Below are 14438 nucleotides of genomic sequence, written 5' to 3'. Positions count from 1 at the left end.
TACATGTTATGCGGTAGAGAGGACTCGAACCTCCACGGGTATACACCCACTACCCCCTCAAGATAGCGTGTCTGCCATTCCACCACTACCGCGCGGTGTGTACAAATGTTAAAGCTTTGTTTGAGGCCAACATTCAATATTATAAATCCATTGCCGCAAAAAGTAAAGATCCCCTTTTAAGAATTTTCACTCCTGTCAGAGCATCGCTTATTTAATTAGAATTCCCGTCATCCGCCTTGCGCTTACGGTACTCTGTAAATTCAATGTATTCCTTGATAAACTCCTTCTCTTTCTGCAGCAGTTCATCCGTTTGGCAATTCAATTGCCGTATTTGGCCAAAAAAATAATCCTCTCCGCTTTCTTTCACCGTGTCCACACTCCGCTTGCCCAGAATCAGCCAATCGAGGCTGACATTAAAAAATGCGGCGATCTCAATCAGCTTATGCGTGCCGGGCGTCGACTTGCCCCGCTTCCAGTCTCCCATGTTGCCGGTGCTGATATTCAGCTGCTCACAGAAAGCTTTCTTCGTAAGTCCTTGCCGTTTGATGAGAGATTCAATTCGTTCGTAAATGGAGTGCATTCGGTAACCCGCCTTCCGCCAAAATGTTTTATACGTAAAAACGTTATTTTTTATTGTAAAATGACGTAAAAAAGTATATAATTAACTATTATTATGTCTTTTCCTAATTATAACATAGCGGCTGGATAGTCGATAAGAGGTGAGTGATCTGAACAGCAAACGACCTATTACTCCATATGGCTGGGCTATCAAACAGCGTCTGACAGAACTGCATTTGGACCAGAAGAAATTCTGTGAGTTACACGGCATCCCACCCTATCGGCTATCCAACCTGATTCACGGCACACGTAAAGCCGACCGCTACCGCCGCCAAGTCGCCGAACTGCTGAACCTCCCGCCATCCTAGCTTGTCATTCCTGCACCACCCAAGGAGCGATTACCATTGCCGGACAGTATCTCTTCTTCCATCATTCAATCCCTGAATGCCATGAAGCATAACTCGCTGGTAATCGGCAGCACTGGGGACATCCGTTTCGCCAGCGATCACTGGGAAGACTTTAACCGGCTGTACGGCTTCTCAAGTGCTGGGGACTGGCTCGAATTGAATGTGCTGGAGCTGTTTCGGCACAAGCTGGCTGATCCGGACGGGATGGTAAAGCTGGAGCAGCTGCTGTGTGATATTTTCAAGGGAATCCGCCTTGTTGCCAGCGCTCAGCTAACACTACTGACCTGGAATAACGGCAGCAGAATATTTCACCTGGATATCTTCCCGCTCCTTACTGAACAACAAGCACCCGCGCATCAGACTGCCGTCCTTACACTGCGTGATATTGGACCTTCCCCTAAGTCAGAGGAATCTGCCGGTCCTCCCCTTGTAACCCAGTGCCCCAGCGTCCATCTACACCCAAGCCCCCAGCTCGTGCCCATCTGTGCAGCCTGCAAATCAGTCCGCAGCAGCCAGGAGGAATGGATTACCATTGAACGTTTCCTGAAGCTGCAGCTCTCTTTACAGTTCACCCATGATATCTGCCCGGACTGTATCCGCGAGCTGTATCCGAAATATGCGGCGGCTCTGAAGTGGTGAATCCTGTTAATAAGCTCTGTTAGCGAGACCTTGCCAGAATAATTAATTCTCCATCCCATTCGGGAATAAACAAGTGGTTGTTATAATAGTCAAGACTGCAAATTTTGGGTAGCTGCAGAGCAAGCGGATTTATAGATATAGCTGAATCATTAATGTAAGAAGGGACTCTTGAAGTACGGCCAGCAATCGTGGTTATCCGCCCCGTTTCGTGTTCGACCGTTCGAACCACATGATTCTGTGTGTCTCCAATGAATAGATTGCCCGCCTCATCAATCGCCAAAGACCAGGGCCCATCGAAGTGCTCATCCTGATTAGATCCGAAGGTTGCCTCTAATGCCGGGCCGCCATCTCCGGAATAACCACCTGTCCCCGTACCTGCCACTCGTATTACTACATCACAGCTAACATCAATCATCCGTACACAATAATTCCCGCTATCCAGAACATAGATATTGCCATCAGGCCCGCGCCGCAGATCAAAAATCCAATTAAACTGCACTTCATCCCTTGCTGCCTTATCCTGCGCAACCCCTGGTACACCGTTACCGAAAGTGGTAAGCAGCCGGCCTTCAAGGTCGAACTTGTGCACTCTGCATCCGGTCACCTCATTAATCCACAAGAAACCGCCCGGATCATACTCGCAATTGCCGATGTCCTTCAGCCCCCATACGTCTCCGGCGATCAATAGCTGCGAACTGCCTGTAAAGTGATTTATCCGGAATACCTTGTTATTCCCGCTGCTTACAACCATGATTGTATCTGAATCTATTGTAGTCATATAAGTGGGGTTAGCCAGATCAACATGGATATGCCGGACTCCAGCCCTCACCGGTGACTTCCCGGCCGTCCAGCTGAGCGTATTGCTGCTCCTGCTTATTTTCCCCAGCCAATGTGTATCATGATCCAGTATGAACCGGTTCCCCTGACCGTCGTGAAAACCGAAATGACAGTATCCGTCGATAATTGTGCTCCGCTCTTCAAAATGCAGAATACGTTCAACCGTCCAGTTCATCGGCGGACTCTCGCTTTCCTCTTGATCAGAATCATCCTTTGGATATCCTCAAGCTGTCCGGCAGCTTCGACCCTTATCCATAACCATTTCCCGTCATGATACTGGGCTGCAGAATCATACACGGAGCGGAAAGCGCCGCTGAACTCTGCACATCTGTCCTGATATCCTTCAATCTCCTTTTTTCCAAGGACAAGCAGGACGGTAAATCCGTTTTTCTCCGGGAACATGTTAAATAGGGTTTTTCCACTTTTACGGTACCTGACGTTCCAGCCGTAATTCTTGCCGCCATAATTCCATTCGGCTACATGGTCGTAATGCTCCTCTGCAAAGCTCATTAATTGAACCCAGGCATCCTTCGCCCCACTTCCAAGAGATGAATACAGCTCGTCTTCCGTTGGCATTTCGTTTTTATCGGTAAACCGGTCACTATTCATACCTGCACTCCCCTGAATTTATGATTCAAAGCAAGCATTCGCAGGCTGTCATTACGAGTATTGTAGCATTTTATTGCAAAAAAACGGAAACCCTTATCGCTAAGGATTTCCGTTCTCCATAGCTTGATTCAATTCCGAAGGAATACCTTGCTGTGACAAATATACCCCAGATTTAACCAGTAGTGTCCGTTAGGCTCAATACCAGTGAGGACGGTCACTCTTGGCACGTAACTGCTGAAGCGCCTTTATCCATTGAAGCCAGCTTCTCATTACTAGGATGGTCTGACAGTAATACTGAAATGAATAGCAAGGCTAATCATGGTCGTATCTAACCATAATCAGCCTGCTTCGGTGACGAATAACGTTATTCGGTTACACCATTAAAGTATTCCCGTGCTTTCTAACAAAATAGTAAAATCTTCATAAGGGCATTACATGGTTATATCTGTTATTTGTTGACTGATGCTTTCATTCGGCACTAAGTAGCCTCCACCTGTTTAAGTTCGTAGTACCACCTTTACAACACTAACGTCAATCAACTTTCAAACCTAAGATGTATTCTACTCTTGACTTAGTAGCAAAGCTTGTCTCCCTAATTTTATACTCATCTTTACTATCAATTAATTTCTTACATACTTGAATATCTTGCACCAGCTTTTCAATGTCATTTTTATCTATATTTTCTTCGAATTCAACGTTTTCAAGGTAAATATCCAGCTTGTAATATATAAAATCAGCAATTTCTTTATATTTTAAACTCTCTATGGCAATAGAAATAAAATATAATGTTTTAGTAAATAAACTATCGTTTACTCTTCTCCAGTCTTCTTCCAAGGTTTTTGCTGAAACTTGAGCCACATTTAAACCTTCTTCTTCAATGTATTCCTCAAAATCTAGCCCTATTGATGATTTTATCGATTCATAACTTGTCATATTCATATCATCAGTCCTTATTTCATATTTTTAGAATAGACATTCAACTCAATATTTGGAAACTTACGTCTAAACCCCATAATTAAATTAGAACAACTTTGACACGCATCTAGTTCTGTAAACAAATCTATTCGCCCTTTAACATTAGGATCTTTTATTTGAGAGCGCATATTCTTCCTTCTCCAGCAGTGGTACGCTTTTGTCTGTAATGGAAGGATCGTAGTCACAGGCTTTGATAGCTGACTGCTTGTAATATCCGCTGAGGTCCTTCCCGGGCTGATACTGGACTTCGCTTATCCCCATCGACTTCAGCTTCTTGCGCGCTTCTTCTGCCTGCTGATGTGCAGCCTCCATTTGTGCCTGATTGCCAAAGGTCTTATACACCTCGTAGGCGGTCTGTGACTTTCCAATCTGCTCCCGTGCTTCGTAAATCTCTTTCAGCTTCATCTGCGCGGCCAGTCCATTGATGCTTACCAGGCCTGACTGCTGAATCATTCCCCGCAGCTTCTGCACCACCGGATCGCTGCTCCATTCATCCCTGGTACTTAGAATCGTTAACGTACATATCAGGCTGGTCACGGCCTTCTGTGCCAAGAAGGGGATAGAAAGTGGACCGAATGACCCACGGCTGCCTCCGCTTCCAAATAACCCTGCCAGTACACCCAGTTGCTGGCTGAGCTGACCTGCCTGCCGCTTATTCTCGGCTTGTACACCCTGGACGCCCTGAACGGCACTACGGATCAGATCCTCCAGCTTCTCAGCCTCGCTGGTTAATTCCTTGATGAGCAACTGGCTTTCTGATGGTTTGACCCTGCTAGGATGGTCTGACAATAATACTGAAATGAGAAAACAGGCCAATTATGTCGTTTTTGACTATAATTGGCCTGCTTCGGTAACGGAATAGCATTATTCGGGCTACAACATTAAAGTATCTTTGTACGTGCAATCAAAATAGTAAAAACTTTATCCGGGCATTATTATTGGTTGACTGATGCTTTCATTCAGACTCTGTGTAGCTTCCCAACAAAGAAAAACTTTGAAAAGCACGAAGTCAATCAAGGTTGTTTACTCCACCTGATCAAACTAAAATTGCGATAGTTCATACGGCACTTAATGCATCTATCTACCATCTACCATCAATCAGATAGTCACAGCACTAAAGATAACTCATTTTTAGCTCTATTTAAAAAACATATTCCCTTAATTAGGTTACTCTGAAAAGCCGCCTCCGTATCTCTTCTATCTCCTTTTTCACAATGTTTAGTTCAGCATCCTCAAATTGATTTAGTGTGTGCAATAATATATCGGCTTCTGTAAGTTTAAAAAACTCATCAGAAACATCGGGTCGAACTTCATTATGCTCAACGCTTAATTTCACCAAAATAATATAAATCATTAGTTTTTCCAATTCATTTGCTTCAATTACTGTTTCAAATTCATAAAGCGCTCTTTCAACTGATTGGGTGACATTCAGTCCAAGAGCTAAGGATTGGTCAAAATTTTCACGAACTATTTCACTAGCCTCTTCATAACTCCAAATCTCCATTGGAATCCTCTCTTCATTCAATCTTAATAGAATTATTTCTTTCCAGTATAAATGTTCAGTTGTATATTGGGATATCTTCTTCTAAATTCCAAGATAACATCACTACAGCTAGCACAGGCCAACCGTTCAGTAAATAAGTCAATAGTTCCAGTGGCTTGTGTGTTTTCCCCAAGTCTATATGCTACGTCTTCCAATATTTTAACTTCTGTATCCCATTCCCGGCTATAAGCTTTTTCTGTTCCAACATATCCATCCTTATCGACATTAATTGTTTCAAAGCTCCTTTGCTCTTTTGATTTTAATAAAATAAAACCGTCTGAACCTTTATCAGTTGCAAAGTTTACGCTACTGTGAGCTTTTAATTCATTAGGAAGTCCACTAATTTCTATCTTGGCAACACCTAGATTGCCAGATTTTTTGATTGAGCTTGGTAATTCACTTCTTATCTCATCAACTCGTTGTTGGAGTGCTGCTGCCACTCCAGTCTTTCCCTTCCCCCCAACCCGAACCTCCTCAAGCTCCTTACCCTTCCCATCAATCTCCGCCTTGGCCTTAGCGGTGCCATCCACCTCTTTAAACTTCACTTCACGGATAGACCCGTTCACGAGCTTCTTTACACTCGCCAGCCCTTTGCTGGCGGCGGTGAATAACGCATCTCCCGCTCCCGCTATTGTCGTGTTCACACCTACCGAGATTAAGCGCTCTCCCACGCTTTGCTTCCCATCATCCCGGTAATCGTTGATCGCGTCCATGGTTTCTTCAAGGGTTCCGCTGATCGCTCCGGCTACCATCGATTTAAGTAAGGTGGGCGAGAACTTACCTACCACGCCTGGTGTCTTCACTGCGCCCAAGAACTTCCAGGGCAGGCCGATGCTAATGAAGGTTCCGGCTATTTGTCCCGCTTTTTTTCCATACGGATCGTCCATTGGGTTCACATAGCCTTCCGGCATTGGACCTGCAATCCAGTCCCCCAGCATCCTTGGGAGTCCAAATGTGGCCGTGTTAATGGCTTGGACCATCATATTGCTTCCACCCATTAGGATGTTCGCCACTGTCTGATTCCCTACTCCGCTTCTCGCCAAACGGTCTTGATCTGCTGCTTCCTTATCCAGCTTCTCGTAATACGCCTTGAGTTCTTCATATATCCGGTCCTGTTCCTCAGCTGGTAAAGTAACCCAGTACGTTCCTTTCAGCCGCTCGATCACCGCCGGATCGTTCCGGTTCAGAATGTCCGCTTCTGACACGCTGTTATACGGGTCTACCGGTCCTAGCGTTGCCTCCGGTTGAATCAGGGCCAGTTGCTGCTTCGCCCACTCCCCCTTTATTCCCGGCTCCATCGCCATCCGCAGCAAAAGCGCATATTCTTCCTTCTCCAGCAGTGGTACGCTTTTGTCAGTAATGGACGGATCGTAGTCACAGGCTTTGATCGCGGACTGCTTGTAATATCCGCTGAGGTCCTTCCCGGGCTGATACTGGACTTCGCTGATTCCCATTGACTTCAGCTTCTTGCGCGCTTCCTCCGCCTGCTGATGGGCCGCCTCCATTTGTGCCTGATTGCCAAAGGTCTTGTACACCTCGTAGGCGATCTGTGACTTTCCAATCTGCTCCCGTGCTTCGTAAATCTCTTTCAGCTTCATCTCCGCGGCCAGTCCATCGATGCTTACCAGGCCTGACTGCTGAATCATTCCCCGCAGCTTCTGTACCACCGGATCGCTGCTCCATTCATCCTTGGCACTCAGGATCGTTAACGTACGAATCAGGCTGGTCACGGCCTTCTGTGCCAGGAAGGGGATAGAAAGTGGACCGAATGACCCACGGCTGCCTGCGCTTCCGAATAGCCCTGCCAGTACACCCAGCTGCTGGCTGAGCTGACTTGCCTGCCGCTTATTCTCGGCTTGAACACTCTGGACTCCCTGGACGGCACTTCGGATCAGATCCTCTAGCTTCTCAGCTTCGCTGGTTAATTCCTTAATGAGCACTTGGGCTTTTAGCAGCTCCTGCCCCAGCGGGATGCCGCCCCAGTCCGAGGCTTTTCCCTTGAACTGCAGATGCAGGCGGTTTGTGTCCTGGCTGACCAGTCCAATCTTCGTCCGCAGGCGCTCTACTTCATCGACATTGAACAATAGTTTCGTCGTCGCCATGGCTTCCCCCTGCTAGTTTCTAATAAAATCAGCTATGCAGTATGCTGCATAGCTGATTGCATTCTTATGTAGTGGGACTCTTGCTGTTTATTTGGATAAAGAAAATTATTTAGAAACTTTTGTTCTGAGCAGCTTTAATTTCTTTAGAAAGAGTTTCATAACTGTTCGAAACATTTCTCATATGAATTCCAATATTCTCAAGAGCTTGGCCAAATGCAGTAAAAGTTTTATCCATTCCTTTCACCTTTTCCGCAAACTCTCTTGCGGCAGTATCCTCCCAGATACTGTTCAACGTCGTAGCTGTAGTCGTAATTTTTTTCATTAAATTATCGTATTCTCCTTTTTGTTTTATAATATTCTCTGCAAGTGTTTTCAAACCATCATAGTTTACTGTTACTTTGTCTGCCATTATAAATCGCTCCTTATAAATCATATTTTTATATAAAAATGAACTTGAAAAACACAATTATTAATTTGAAGGAATTTCAAGTTCATTAGTATAACTCAGGTTTCACTTAATTTATTTATCGGATAAACGCGTAAATTATTTTATATTTTATTCCTTTAAAAGAACTTTTTACCTTAATTTAAATTATCTTCATTTCCCCTGCCCCTGATAGTCATTGCGCACCGAGAAATCCGATTCGAACAGGATTATATCTCCCGAGGTAAAGGAAAAGGTCTGCCCCATTTCATCTGTGTCTGCGGTCATCTGGCCCTCAATCGACCACATATTGGCTTCAGGCGCTTTGTAGCCCAGAATGCGGGTGCCGGCATCACTATTTTTGACCGTATAAATTTCGAACTTCACCAGGATATATCCGCCGGTAATGAACTCCTGTTCATGGCCGTCCAGTGCGCCTCCATAATGATTCGCCAAAGTCACAATGTTAGTCCCCTTGGGCAGGATATAAGGAGCTATCGGCAGGTTGTATTCCCCGTACCAGTGCTGCACGCTGCGTACTGCGGCAACGGGGTTTACTCCATTCGGAATATTCGTAGGACCGACTAAGGTACGAGATGTATAAGGCAGAATTTCCAGGTTATAGCCTTCGGCAATCTCGGTTTTACGCTTTATATACTTCTCGTAGAACTTCAGCCAATTAGTTTGTCCCCGCTCCGCCTCCGTGAGGATATAGTTATACTCATAGCTGGCCGCCGTGAATAACTCACCGCCTGATATATTCCGCAGGCCATCGGCCAAGCGGTAGGTGCGGGTATAGCTCAACTTGTCCTTCGGTGAGCCGACGCCGATCATCTTATTGCCCGAACCCGAGACGTCATAATACAAATCTACGGGCGCTGCACTTCCTCCGGTTTTCGGAATAAAGTAGAAGCTTGGCTCAATGCGAATTCCCTCTCCCGGCTGCCACAGATTCCCAATGGTCCGGAAATCGAACAGAAACGAGTAGCCGTTATGCGGAACCGTTATTTGCTCCGTGGGATGTGAACCTTTGCGGATAGGGAGATGCCACTGTCTTTGTCCGCTTAAAGCCGTTGGTGCACCATTCTCATCGTTCCCGCCCGTATAATACATTGCGCTGCTATGGTCCAAATTGCCCGTTCCCGTGCGGAATACTTTTTCAAACCGGAAATCTCCGATATCCCAGATCCGAAAATCGAACAGCCGCCCGACCACACCGACATTGAAGCTCTCTGCTGCGCAGTAATTCGCCAGATTACCGTTCAGATTAACCTGACACAACTCCGCCCCGTCTGAAGGTGTATTGATTGCCCAGGACTGTGTATGAATGGTATAGTCCCCTTCGTTAACCCAAGTCGGCATGGTAAAGTTCATATACGGTGTCCCGACAGGGATGTTGATCCAGGTGTTTTCCGGGTAATACTGCCCCTCTTGGAACACACCGAACGGAAACTGGATGCGTTTGTTCTGCGTGTACTTGCCATAATCCCGGTTGCCGTAGCCGGGAATGTTCAGGTGCTGCCCGCTCTCTGTGAAATGAACAGTAAAGGGCCGGTCCAGAATCAGCACCGTCCGGTCGTAATCCGGGTCCATCCGCTGGTCGTAAGGACGGTTATCATCCGGGAGAAGCGAATAGTTGACGACGGGTGTGTGTACGGTGATGGAGTTAATTCCATTGATTGGATACGACTGGTCCCCCTGTCCCTCCACATTCTCCGGCAGCATCGTGTAATATATTGAGCCAGAACTGGCCGCATTTGCCCGGTTGAGCAGACTCCGGTTAATCATCAACTGGCCTTGATAAAGTACATCGCCTCCGGTATCCTGCGGATCGGCAATCCTTCCCGGAACGGGCCCGGTCTTTGTAGAGACAGTGTCATCCATAATTATCTGTCCGTTGAATACCAGCCGGTCATTCTGCACCTTTGGATCGTTCGTTTGCGATTCTGCAAGACTCTTAAGCTCCGCTGAATCATCAACATCGTCCGGGCCAGGTTCATGGTCCCCACCATCAACCACCTCCGGCGTAAACGATAGGGTTCCTGTCTCTTGGGGAACAACATGCTCTTCCACCACTGTGCTATTGGCAAGTTCAAGCGCTGGAGGATTATAGTTATTAGGGTAAAGTGTGACTGAACCATCCGGCAGTGCATAGTTCTCCATCAGTGCCCGGTCGATTTGATAGACAGATAACTGATCGATCTGCCAGTACGCATATTCTCTAGGCGTCAGTTCAAAGGTATAGGTTTTGTCAAAGGATGAATCTTTGGGAATTGGATCTTGGGGGATCGGATCTCCACCATCCTCTCCCGGAAGATCCGGCTGCGCTTCCTCCCATTTAGTAGGATAGGTAACATCCACACTGCAGGAATAGCGTATCTGCCCTGCCATATTGGCAAAGGTATGTTCAAACAAATAATTCTTTCCCCACGCATTGGCGTATAAATGATCTGAGGTAGGAATTCCGGTCGGTGCATCAAAATGTATCCCATTCGCTGCATCATCACCCAGAATGACCCCGCTCGCTGCCGGGTCCATAAATGATGCTTGCGGAGCCGCAATCTTGTTCGGAGGTTGAATGGTGTAGGTGCATTCGCCTGAGCCGGAGCCTTCTCCCCCGCCTACGGTTATGGTAGCAGTTCCATATAGGGAATATGGATATTTGTTCCACTTGGCTGTGATATGTGCAGTTCCTTCTGCATGGGCCACTACTTTCCCATACTGGTCTACAGTAGCTACTGCTGAATTATCTGAGCTCCAGATCGTATTCGTTGTCGCCGATGTCACATCGTTCCAATTGTTGGAGAAATCGGTCATATCAGTAGCCATTGTCCGCACCTGAGCCTGCAGATTTTTCGAATCATTAACTTGAAGAGTAGCATTTTGGAGTACACGCATTTGTTTCTTTTCAACTACATATCCTTCGTATTTTACATCCATTGGAATATAGTATTCTGCTGTATATTTATTCGCCCCATCCGCTCTAGTACCAAATTTTGTTTTTAGATTATAATTTAACGGATAGCCCGTATAGACCTTGATGTTAGCTGTCATTGTACCTGCCTGAAACTCCGGATTTCCGCCAGCCACAGCTGGCGTATAAGTGGCCCCAACTGCTTTCCATGCCATATCTGATATTTCCAGATTTTTGATTTCAGATATGGGGAATGCATTTTCTCTTTGGTCTTTCATGGATTCAGGGGCATAATCTCTCATATCCAAAATAAAATCGGTACGTTCTTTCTTCGGAACCGCAGAGTCTCCAGATCCATTCGTTAAAGTTGTTTTTGGCCCGCCTGTATAAGTTGCTGTCCATTCGGGACCATCTGATTGCACCCATACGACTTTGGGACGTGCCTCTTTCTCACCTCTTACTTTTACTTTCACAGTCTGCATGGGTGCCAGACCTTGCGGAGTTACATCAATGTCTAGGACCCCCTCCGGGTATCCCTGATTAAATCCTGTTGCATAAGACGGAACTGGAAATAGAGCAAGTATTAAAGCTAGAAGGAGTAAACCTACGCCCCACTTTTTCATACCGCCTCACCTATTCCTCTTTCGGTTTATAATAGAGCCAGTATCCGTCATCCATCGTCAAACCCTTTTTACTTTGCCCAACTTCTATGAATTGCACCTGCCATAAAGTAACCCCTTTTCCGTCCATATAGTTTGCAAAGAATTGCTGAGGTTCATCATAGGGTAAAGTATTATATCCATATTTATTTTTAAGATTATCAGTCCTTGTTCTATTTCCTGTAAATAAACCACTATCATGATCACTGTAATAATCACCTATGGAGAATGGACTTTTCAACGGATAAATAGTAACTTCAACATACGCCCTATATACTCCAGGTTTATCTTGTTCAGCTATTATTTCACTTTCATCGAAAAACAAAGGTGCATAAATCCCTTTAGGATTTTTGGGATCCTGTGCATTCACAAAAATGAAATGATTTAATTTGACAATACAGCTTTTATTTTTGAATGTGAATGTTTTCTCAGCAGCATCATTAAAGGAAGATTTACCCGTCGTAAACGGACTGATGCTCTCCATATTCGTCCGCTTGGTTCCCACTTCCCGCAGCTCATTTAATCCCACGAAACTGGCTGCCGGCTGCTGACCGACCTCATTCAAACGCAGCAGGATAGCGGATGCTTCCGCTCGTGTCGCTTTTTGAGTTAATCCAAAGGATCCGTCCGGATAGCCGCTCATCAGCTTGGTCCCCAGCGAAACCGCAATATACGGAGCTTGGGACTGTGAGACTCCCGGTTTAAAATACTCTTTTACCGGAAGCACCGTTGTAACCGTGTCCTGCAAGGCCTGCTTATACTCTGGATCGGCTGCCGCAAGTCCGGATGCCATCCATTTGGCAATTTCCATCCGTGTAATAGGCGTGCTTGGCTTGAACCCGTTCGGATAATCACTGATATTAATGTATCCCAGTGCAACTGCCCGGTTCACTTCAGTCTCACTCCAATGCCCTGCCAGATCCGGGAAATTTCCCGGTTGTGCTGTCTCAGGCTGTACCTTCGACGCCCTTGCCAACAATGCCGCGAACTCTGCCCGGGTTACTGATCCATTCGGTTTGAATGTGCCGTCAGCATAACCTTTGAAGTAGCCATTTTTCACCGCCGTATCGATAGCCGCTTTAGCCCAGTGCCCTTTAATGTCCGTAAACGTAACAGTCTGCTCTGCTGCTAGCACTGGACGACTCTGCACCAACAAACTTGTGCATACTATAGAAACAATCAATAGACTGTTAAGTATTATTTTTTTCATTATTTCCCTCCTTTATTGAATTGCACTCATTCATTTTCTTTCACCTAACCGCACAATCCTCCACAAAATACCCTTTCCTCGCTGCCTCCTCCGGATCGAACAGGCTCTCAATCACATTCGCTCCGGCAGGCAAGCAGCTTTCACCGTAGGCCGTACGCCGGCCTGCTGCATTCCGGGTTCCGATTAGCACCTTGCGCCGCATGACCGCGCCGCTGCCGAGGGAATAAGCATCCAGCAGCTCCCCGCCGGGAAGCGGATAGCCTTGTATAAAAGCCATCATTCCCACATCCTGTATTGACTGCTCCTGAAGACCGCGCGGCAGTGTGAACTGGATGGATAAGCCCATCCGCTTCACCAGCTCCAGGTGCCTGTTAATGGCCGTGGCCAGATCCTGTTCGACCAGTGAAGTGATCGTGCTCTGGCGGATCTCACGGAATAGCTCAAGTGAGTTGATAGGCGCTAGACTCGTCTCTCCGGCCAGCTCCGCGTAATCTCCCTCATAGAATTCATTGGTCCCAGTATCATACACCCGGGCGTTATCGTCCAAAGTGAAGTAGAGCAAATTACCATTACGAAGCTTGTAATAGTAAGGCCGTTCCGGCCAGCTGACAGGCTTAAGCTCCTTCTCTCCATTACTGGCTGTATCATCAAGCGTAACCAGGGTATATCCGCTATAACCGAACATCACAAGGGCCGGCATATGCATTTTCAGATTGTTCAATTCAGTCCTATTATTCTCCAGTCCGAATTTCAGCGCCAGGTTACTGTAGAACACACTCAGCACATCCTGATCCAGCTTCAGCTGGCGTTCCCGGCCATAATGGACTGCCGTTATCGTCGGCTGCATTTCCAGCCGGGACAGATAGTCTCCGGCATCATCCACTGCGGCCTGAAAATCATCGGAATAACGTTTGTACTGGTCTTCATTAAAGACCCGGAGGTCTTCTCTAGTATCATTAATAAGCACTAGCGGTATTACTATAATCAGAAAAACAAGCACTACACTAAGGGGCTTCACTTCGCACCATTCCCCCGTACTTCAAATTGAGCGGAATCCCCTCACTATGGAATAACATGGACCGCATCCGCGAAGCCAGTGTCGTCCCTGCAGATTCCAGCCGGACATTGAACAGATCACCAACATGCATGGTGAACCTTCTGCCGGGGGCATCTGCAGCAAGCGAAGCTGCTGATCCAGGATACAGGACTCCCAATATATCCTTATTAAAATATCCGTCATACCTGACACTGAAGCTGTTCTGAAAGGTCGAATAATCATCAGGATTGGTGTATAGAGGCTCCAGGTTCTTTTTGTAATATTCCATTTGAACATCGAATACTGCATATGAAGCATCCAGCGTATGAAGAAACCTCTCATAATCTCCGACATCCACATACCCTTTGGCACGAACCGTATCTACGAACTCCACCATAGCCGCATTCGCTGCAAGCTTCGTATTCTTCTCTACTACCTCTGATTGGCGGAAGGCCGGGTAGACTCCAAACACAAATGCCAGCAGAATCACGATAATTACACCTTTTAGCGCATCTGCCATGCGGC

Annotated in this window: 15 protein-coding genes and 1 tRNA gene; 2 read left to right on the top strand and 14 right to left on the bottom strand. The window is 46.4% G+C overall.

The genetic code is table 11. The features are described 5' to 3' along the window. Positions 1 to 9: 9 nt before the first annotated feature. Both NSU01_RS06690 and NSU01_RS06685 read right to left on the bottom strand, forming a co-directional pair. A tRNA-Leu gene (locus tag NSU01_RS06690) sits at positions 10 to 92 on the bottom strand. A gap of 119 nt (positions 93 to 211) precedes the next feature. Then, on the bottom strand, positions 212 to 580 hold the full coding sequence (locus tag NSU01_RS06685; RefSeq protein WP_042134309.1) for a helix-turn-helix transcriptional regulator: 369 nt from the start codon (positions 578 to 580) through the stop codon (positions 212 to 214). Positions 581 to 728: 148 nt separating this feature from the next. Here NSU01_RS06685 and NSU01_RS06680 point away from each other — a divergent pair, with 148 nt between their 5' ends. Beyond that, positions 729 to 926, top strand: coding sequence for a Rha family transcriptional regulator (locus NSU01_RS06680; RefSeq protein ID WP_076242814.1), 198 nt, complete (start codon positions 729 to 731; stop codon positions 924 to 926). Positions 927 to 962: 36 nt separating this feature from the next. Continuing rightward, entirely contained in the window at positions 963 to 1604 is a 642-nt protein-coding gene (locus tag NSU01_RS06675) for a hypothetical protein (protein ID WP_076242368.1), read from the top strand. Between the two features lie 19 nt (positions 1605 to 1623). Here the strand turns inward: NSU01_RS06675 and NSU01_RS06670 are convergent, their stop codons facing one another. The 12 genes from NSU01_RS06670 to NSU01_RS06615 all read right to left on the bottom strand — a co-directional run bounded on the left by NSU01_RS06670 (position 1624) and on the right by NSU01_RS06615 (position 14433). Next, positions 1624 to 2616, bottom strand: coding sequence for a hypothetical protein (locus NSU01_RS06670; RefSeq protein ID WP_076242367.1), 993 nt, complete (start codon positions 2614 to 2616; stop codon positions 1624 to 1626). Beyond that, entirely contained in the window at positions 2613 to 3050 is a 438-nt protein-coding gene (locus tag NSU01_RS06665) for a DUF3788 domain-containing protein (protein WP_042134303.1), read from the bottom strand. The genes NSU01_RS06670 and NSU01_RS06665 overlap by 4 nt, the downstream gene beginning before the upstream one ends. A 531-nt stretch (positions 3051 to 3581) precedes the next feature. After that, on the bottom strand, positions 3582 to 3989 hold the full coding sequence (locus NSU01_RS06660) for a hypothetical protein (protein ID WP_042134301.1): 408 nt from the start codon (positions 3987 to 3989) through the stop codon (positions 3582 to 3584). An 11-nt stretch (positions 3990 to 4000) separates the two neighbouring features. Continuing rightward, entirely contained in the window at positions 4001 to 4153 is a 153-nt protein-coding gene (locus NSU01_RS06655; protein WP_081969850.1) for a deaminase domain-containing protein, read from the bottom strand. Further along, on the bottom strand, positions 4128 to 4772 hold the full coding sequence (locus tag NSU01_RS06650) for a hypothetical protein (protein WP_076242366.1): 645 nt from the start codon (positions 4770 to 4772) through the stop codon (positions 4128 to 4130). The genes NSU01_RS06655 and NSU01_RS06650 overlap by 26 nt, the downstream gene beginning before the upstream one ends. A 415-nt stretch (positions 4773 to 5187) precedes the next feature. After that, on the bottom strand, positions 5188 to 5529 hold the full coding sequence (locus NSU01_RS06645; RefSeq protein ID WP_042134298.1) for an Imm3 family immunity protein: 342 nt from the start codon (positions 5527 to 5529) through the stop codon (positions 5188 to 5190). A 32-nt stretch (positions 5530 to 5561) separates the two neighbouring features. Further along, on the bottom strand, positions 5562 to 7670 hold the full coding sequence (locus tag NSU01_RS06640) for a deaminase domain-containing protein (RefSeq protein ID WP_076242365.1): 2109 nt from the start codon (positions 7668 to 7670) through the stop codon (positions 5562 to 5564). A 109-nt stretch (positions 7671 to 7779) separates the two neighbouring features. Next, on the bottom strand, positions 7780 to 8079 hold the full coding sequence (locus NSU01_RS06635; protein ID WP_042134296.1) for a WXG100 family type VII secretion target: 300 nt from the start codon (positions 8077 to 8079) through the stop codon (positions 7780 to 7782). Between the two features lie 189 nt (positions 8080 to 8268). Beyond that, positions 8269 to 11223: a DUF5704 domain-containing protein gene (locus NSU01_RS06630; protein ID WP_339302796.1), complete on the bottom strand. Its 2955-nt coding sequence runs from the start codon at positions 11221 to 11223 to the stop codon at positions 8269 to 8271. A gap of 418 nt (positions 11224 to 11641) precedes the next feature. Beyond that, a complete protein-coding gene (locus NSU01_RS06625) occupies positions 11642 to 12877 on the bottom strand; it encodes an S-layer homology domain-containing protein (RefSeq protein ID WP_076242364.1) in 1236 nt (411 codons plus the stop codon). Between the two features lie 40 nt (positions 12878 to 12917). Then, on the bottom strand, positions 12918 to 13895 hold the full coding sequence (locus NSU01_RS06620) for a hypothetical protein (RefSeq protein WP_076242363.1): 978 nt from the start codon (positions 13893 to 13895) through the stop codon (positions 12918 to 12920). Beyond that, positions 13882 to 14433 carry a hypothetical protein gene (locus tag NSU01_RS06615; protein ID WP_076242362.1) on the bottom strand — a complete coding sequence of 184 codons (552 nt, stop codon included), beginning with the start codon at positions 14431 to 14433 and terminating at the stop codon, positions 13882 to 13884. The genes NSU01_RS06620 and NSU01_RS06615 overlap by 14 nt, the downstream gene beginning before the upstream one ends. Positions 14434 to 14438: the final 5 nt, after the last annotated feature.

The organism is Paenibacillus sp. FSL H8-0259 (genome assembly GCF_037963255.1).
Lineage (GTDB): Bacteria > Bacillota > Bacilli > Paenibacillales > Paenibacillaceae > Paenibacillus_AQ > Paenibacillus_AQ phytohabitans.
The sequence above is the reverse complement of the archived record's forward strand: the minus strand, read 5'-3'. Positions and strand labels throughout refer to the sequence as shown.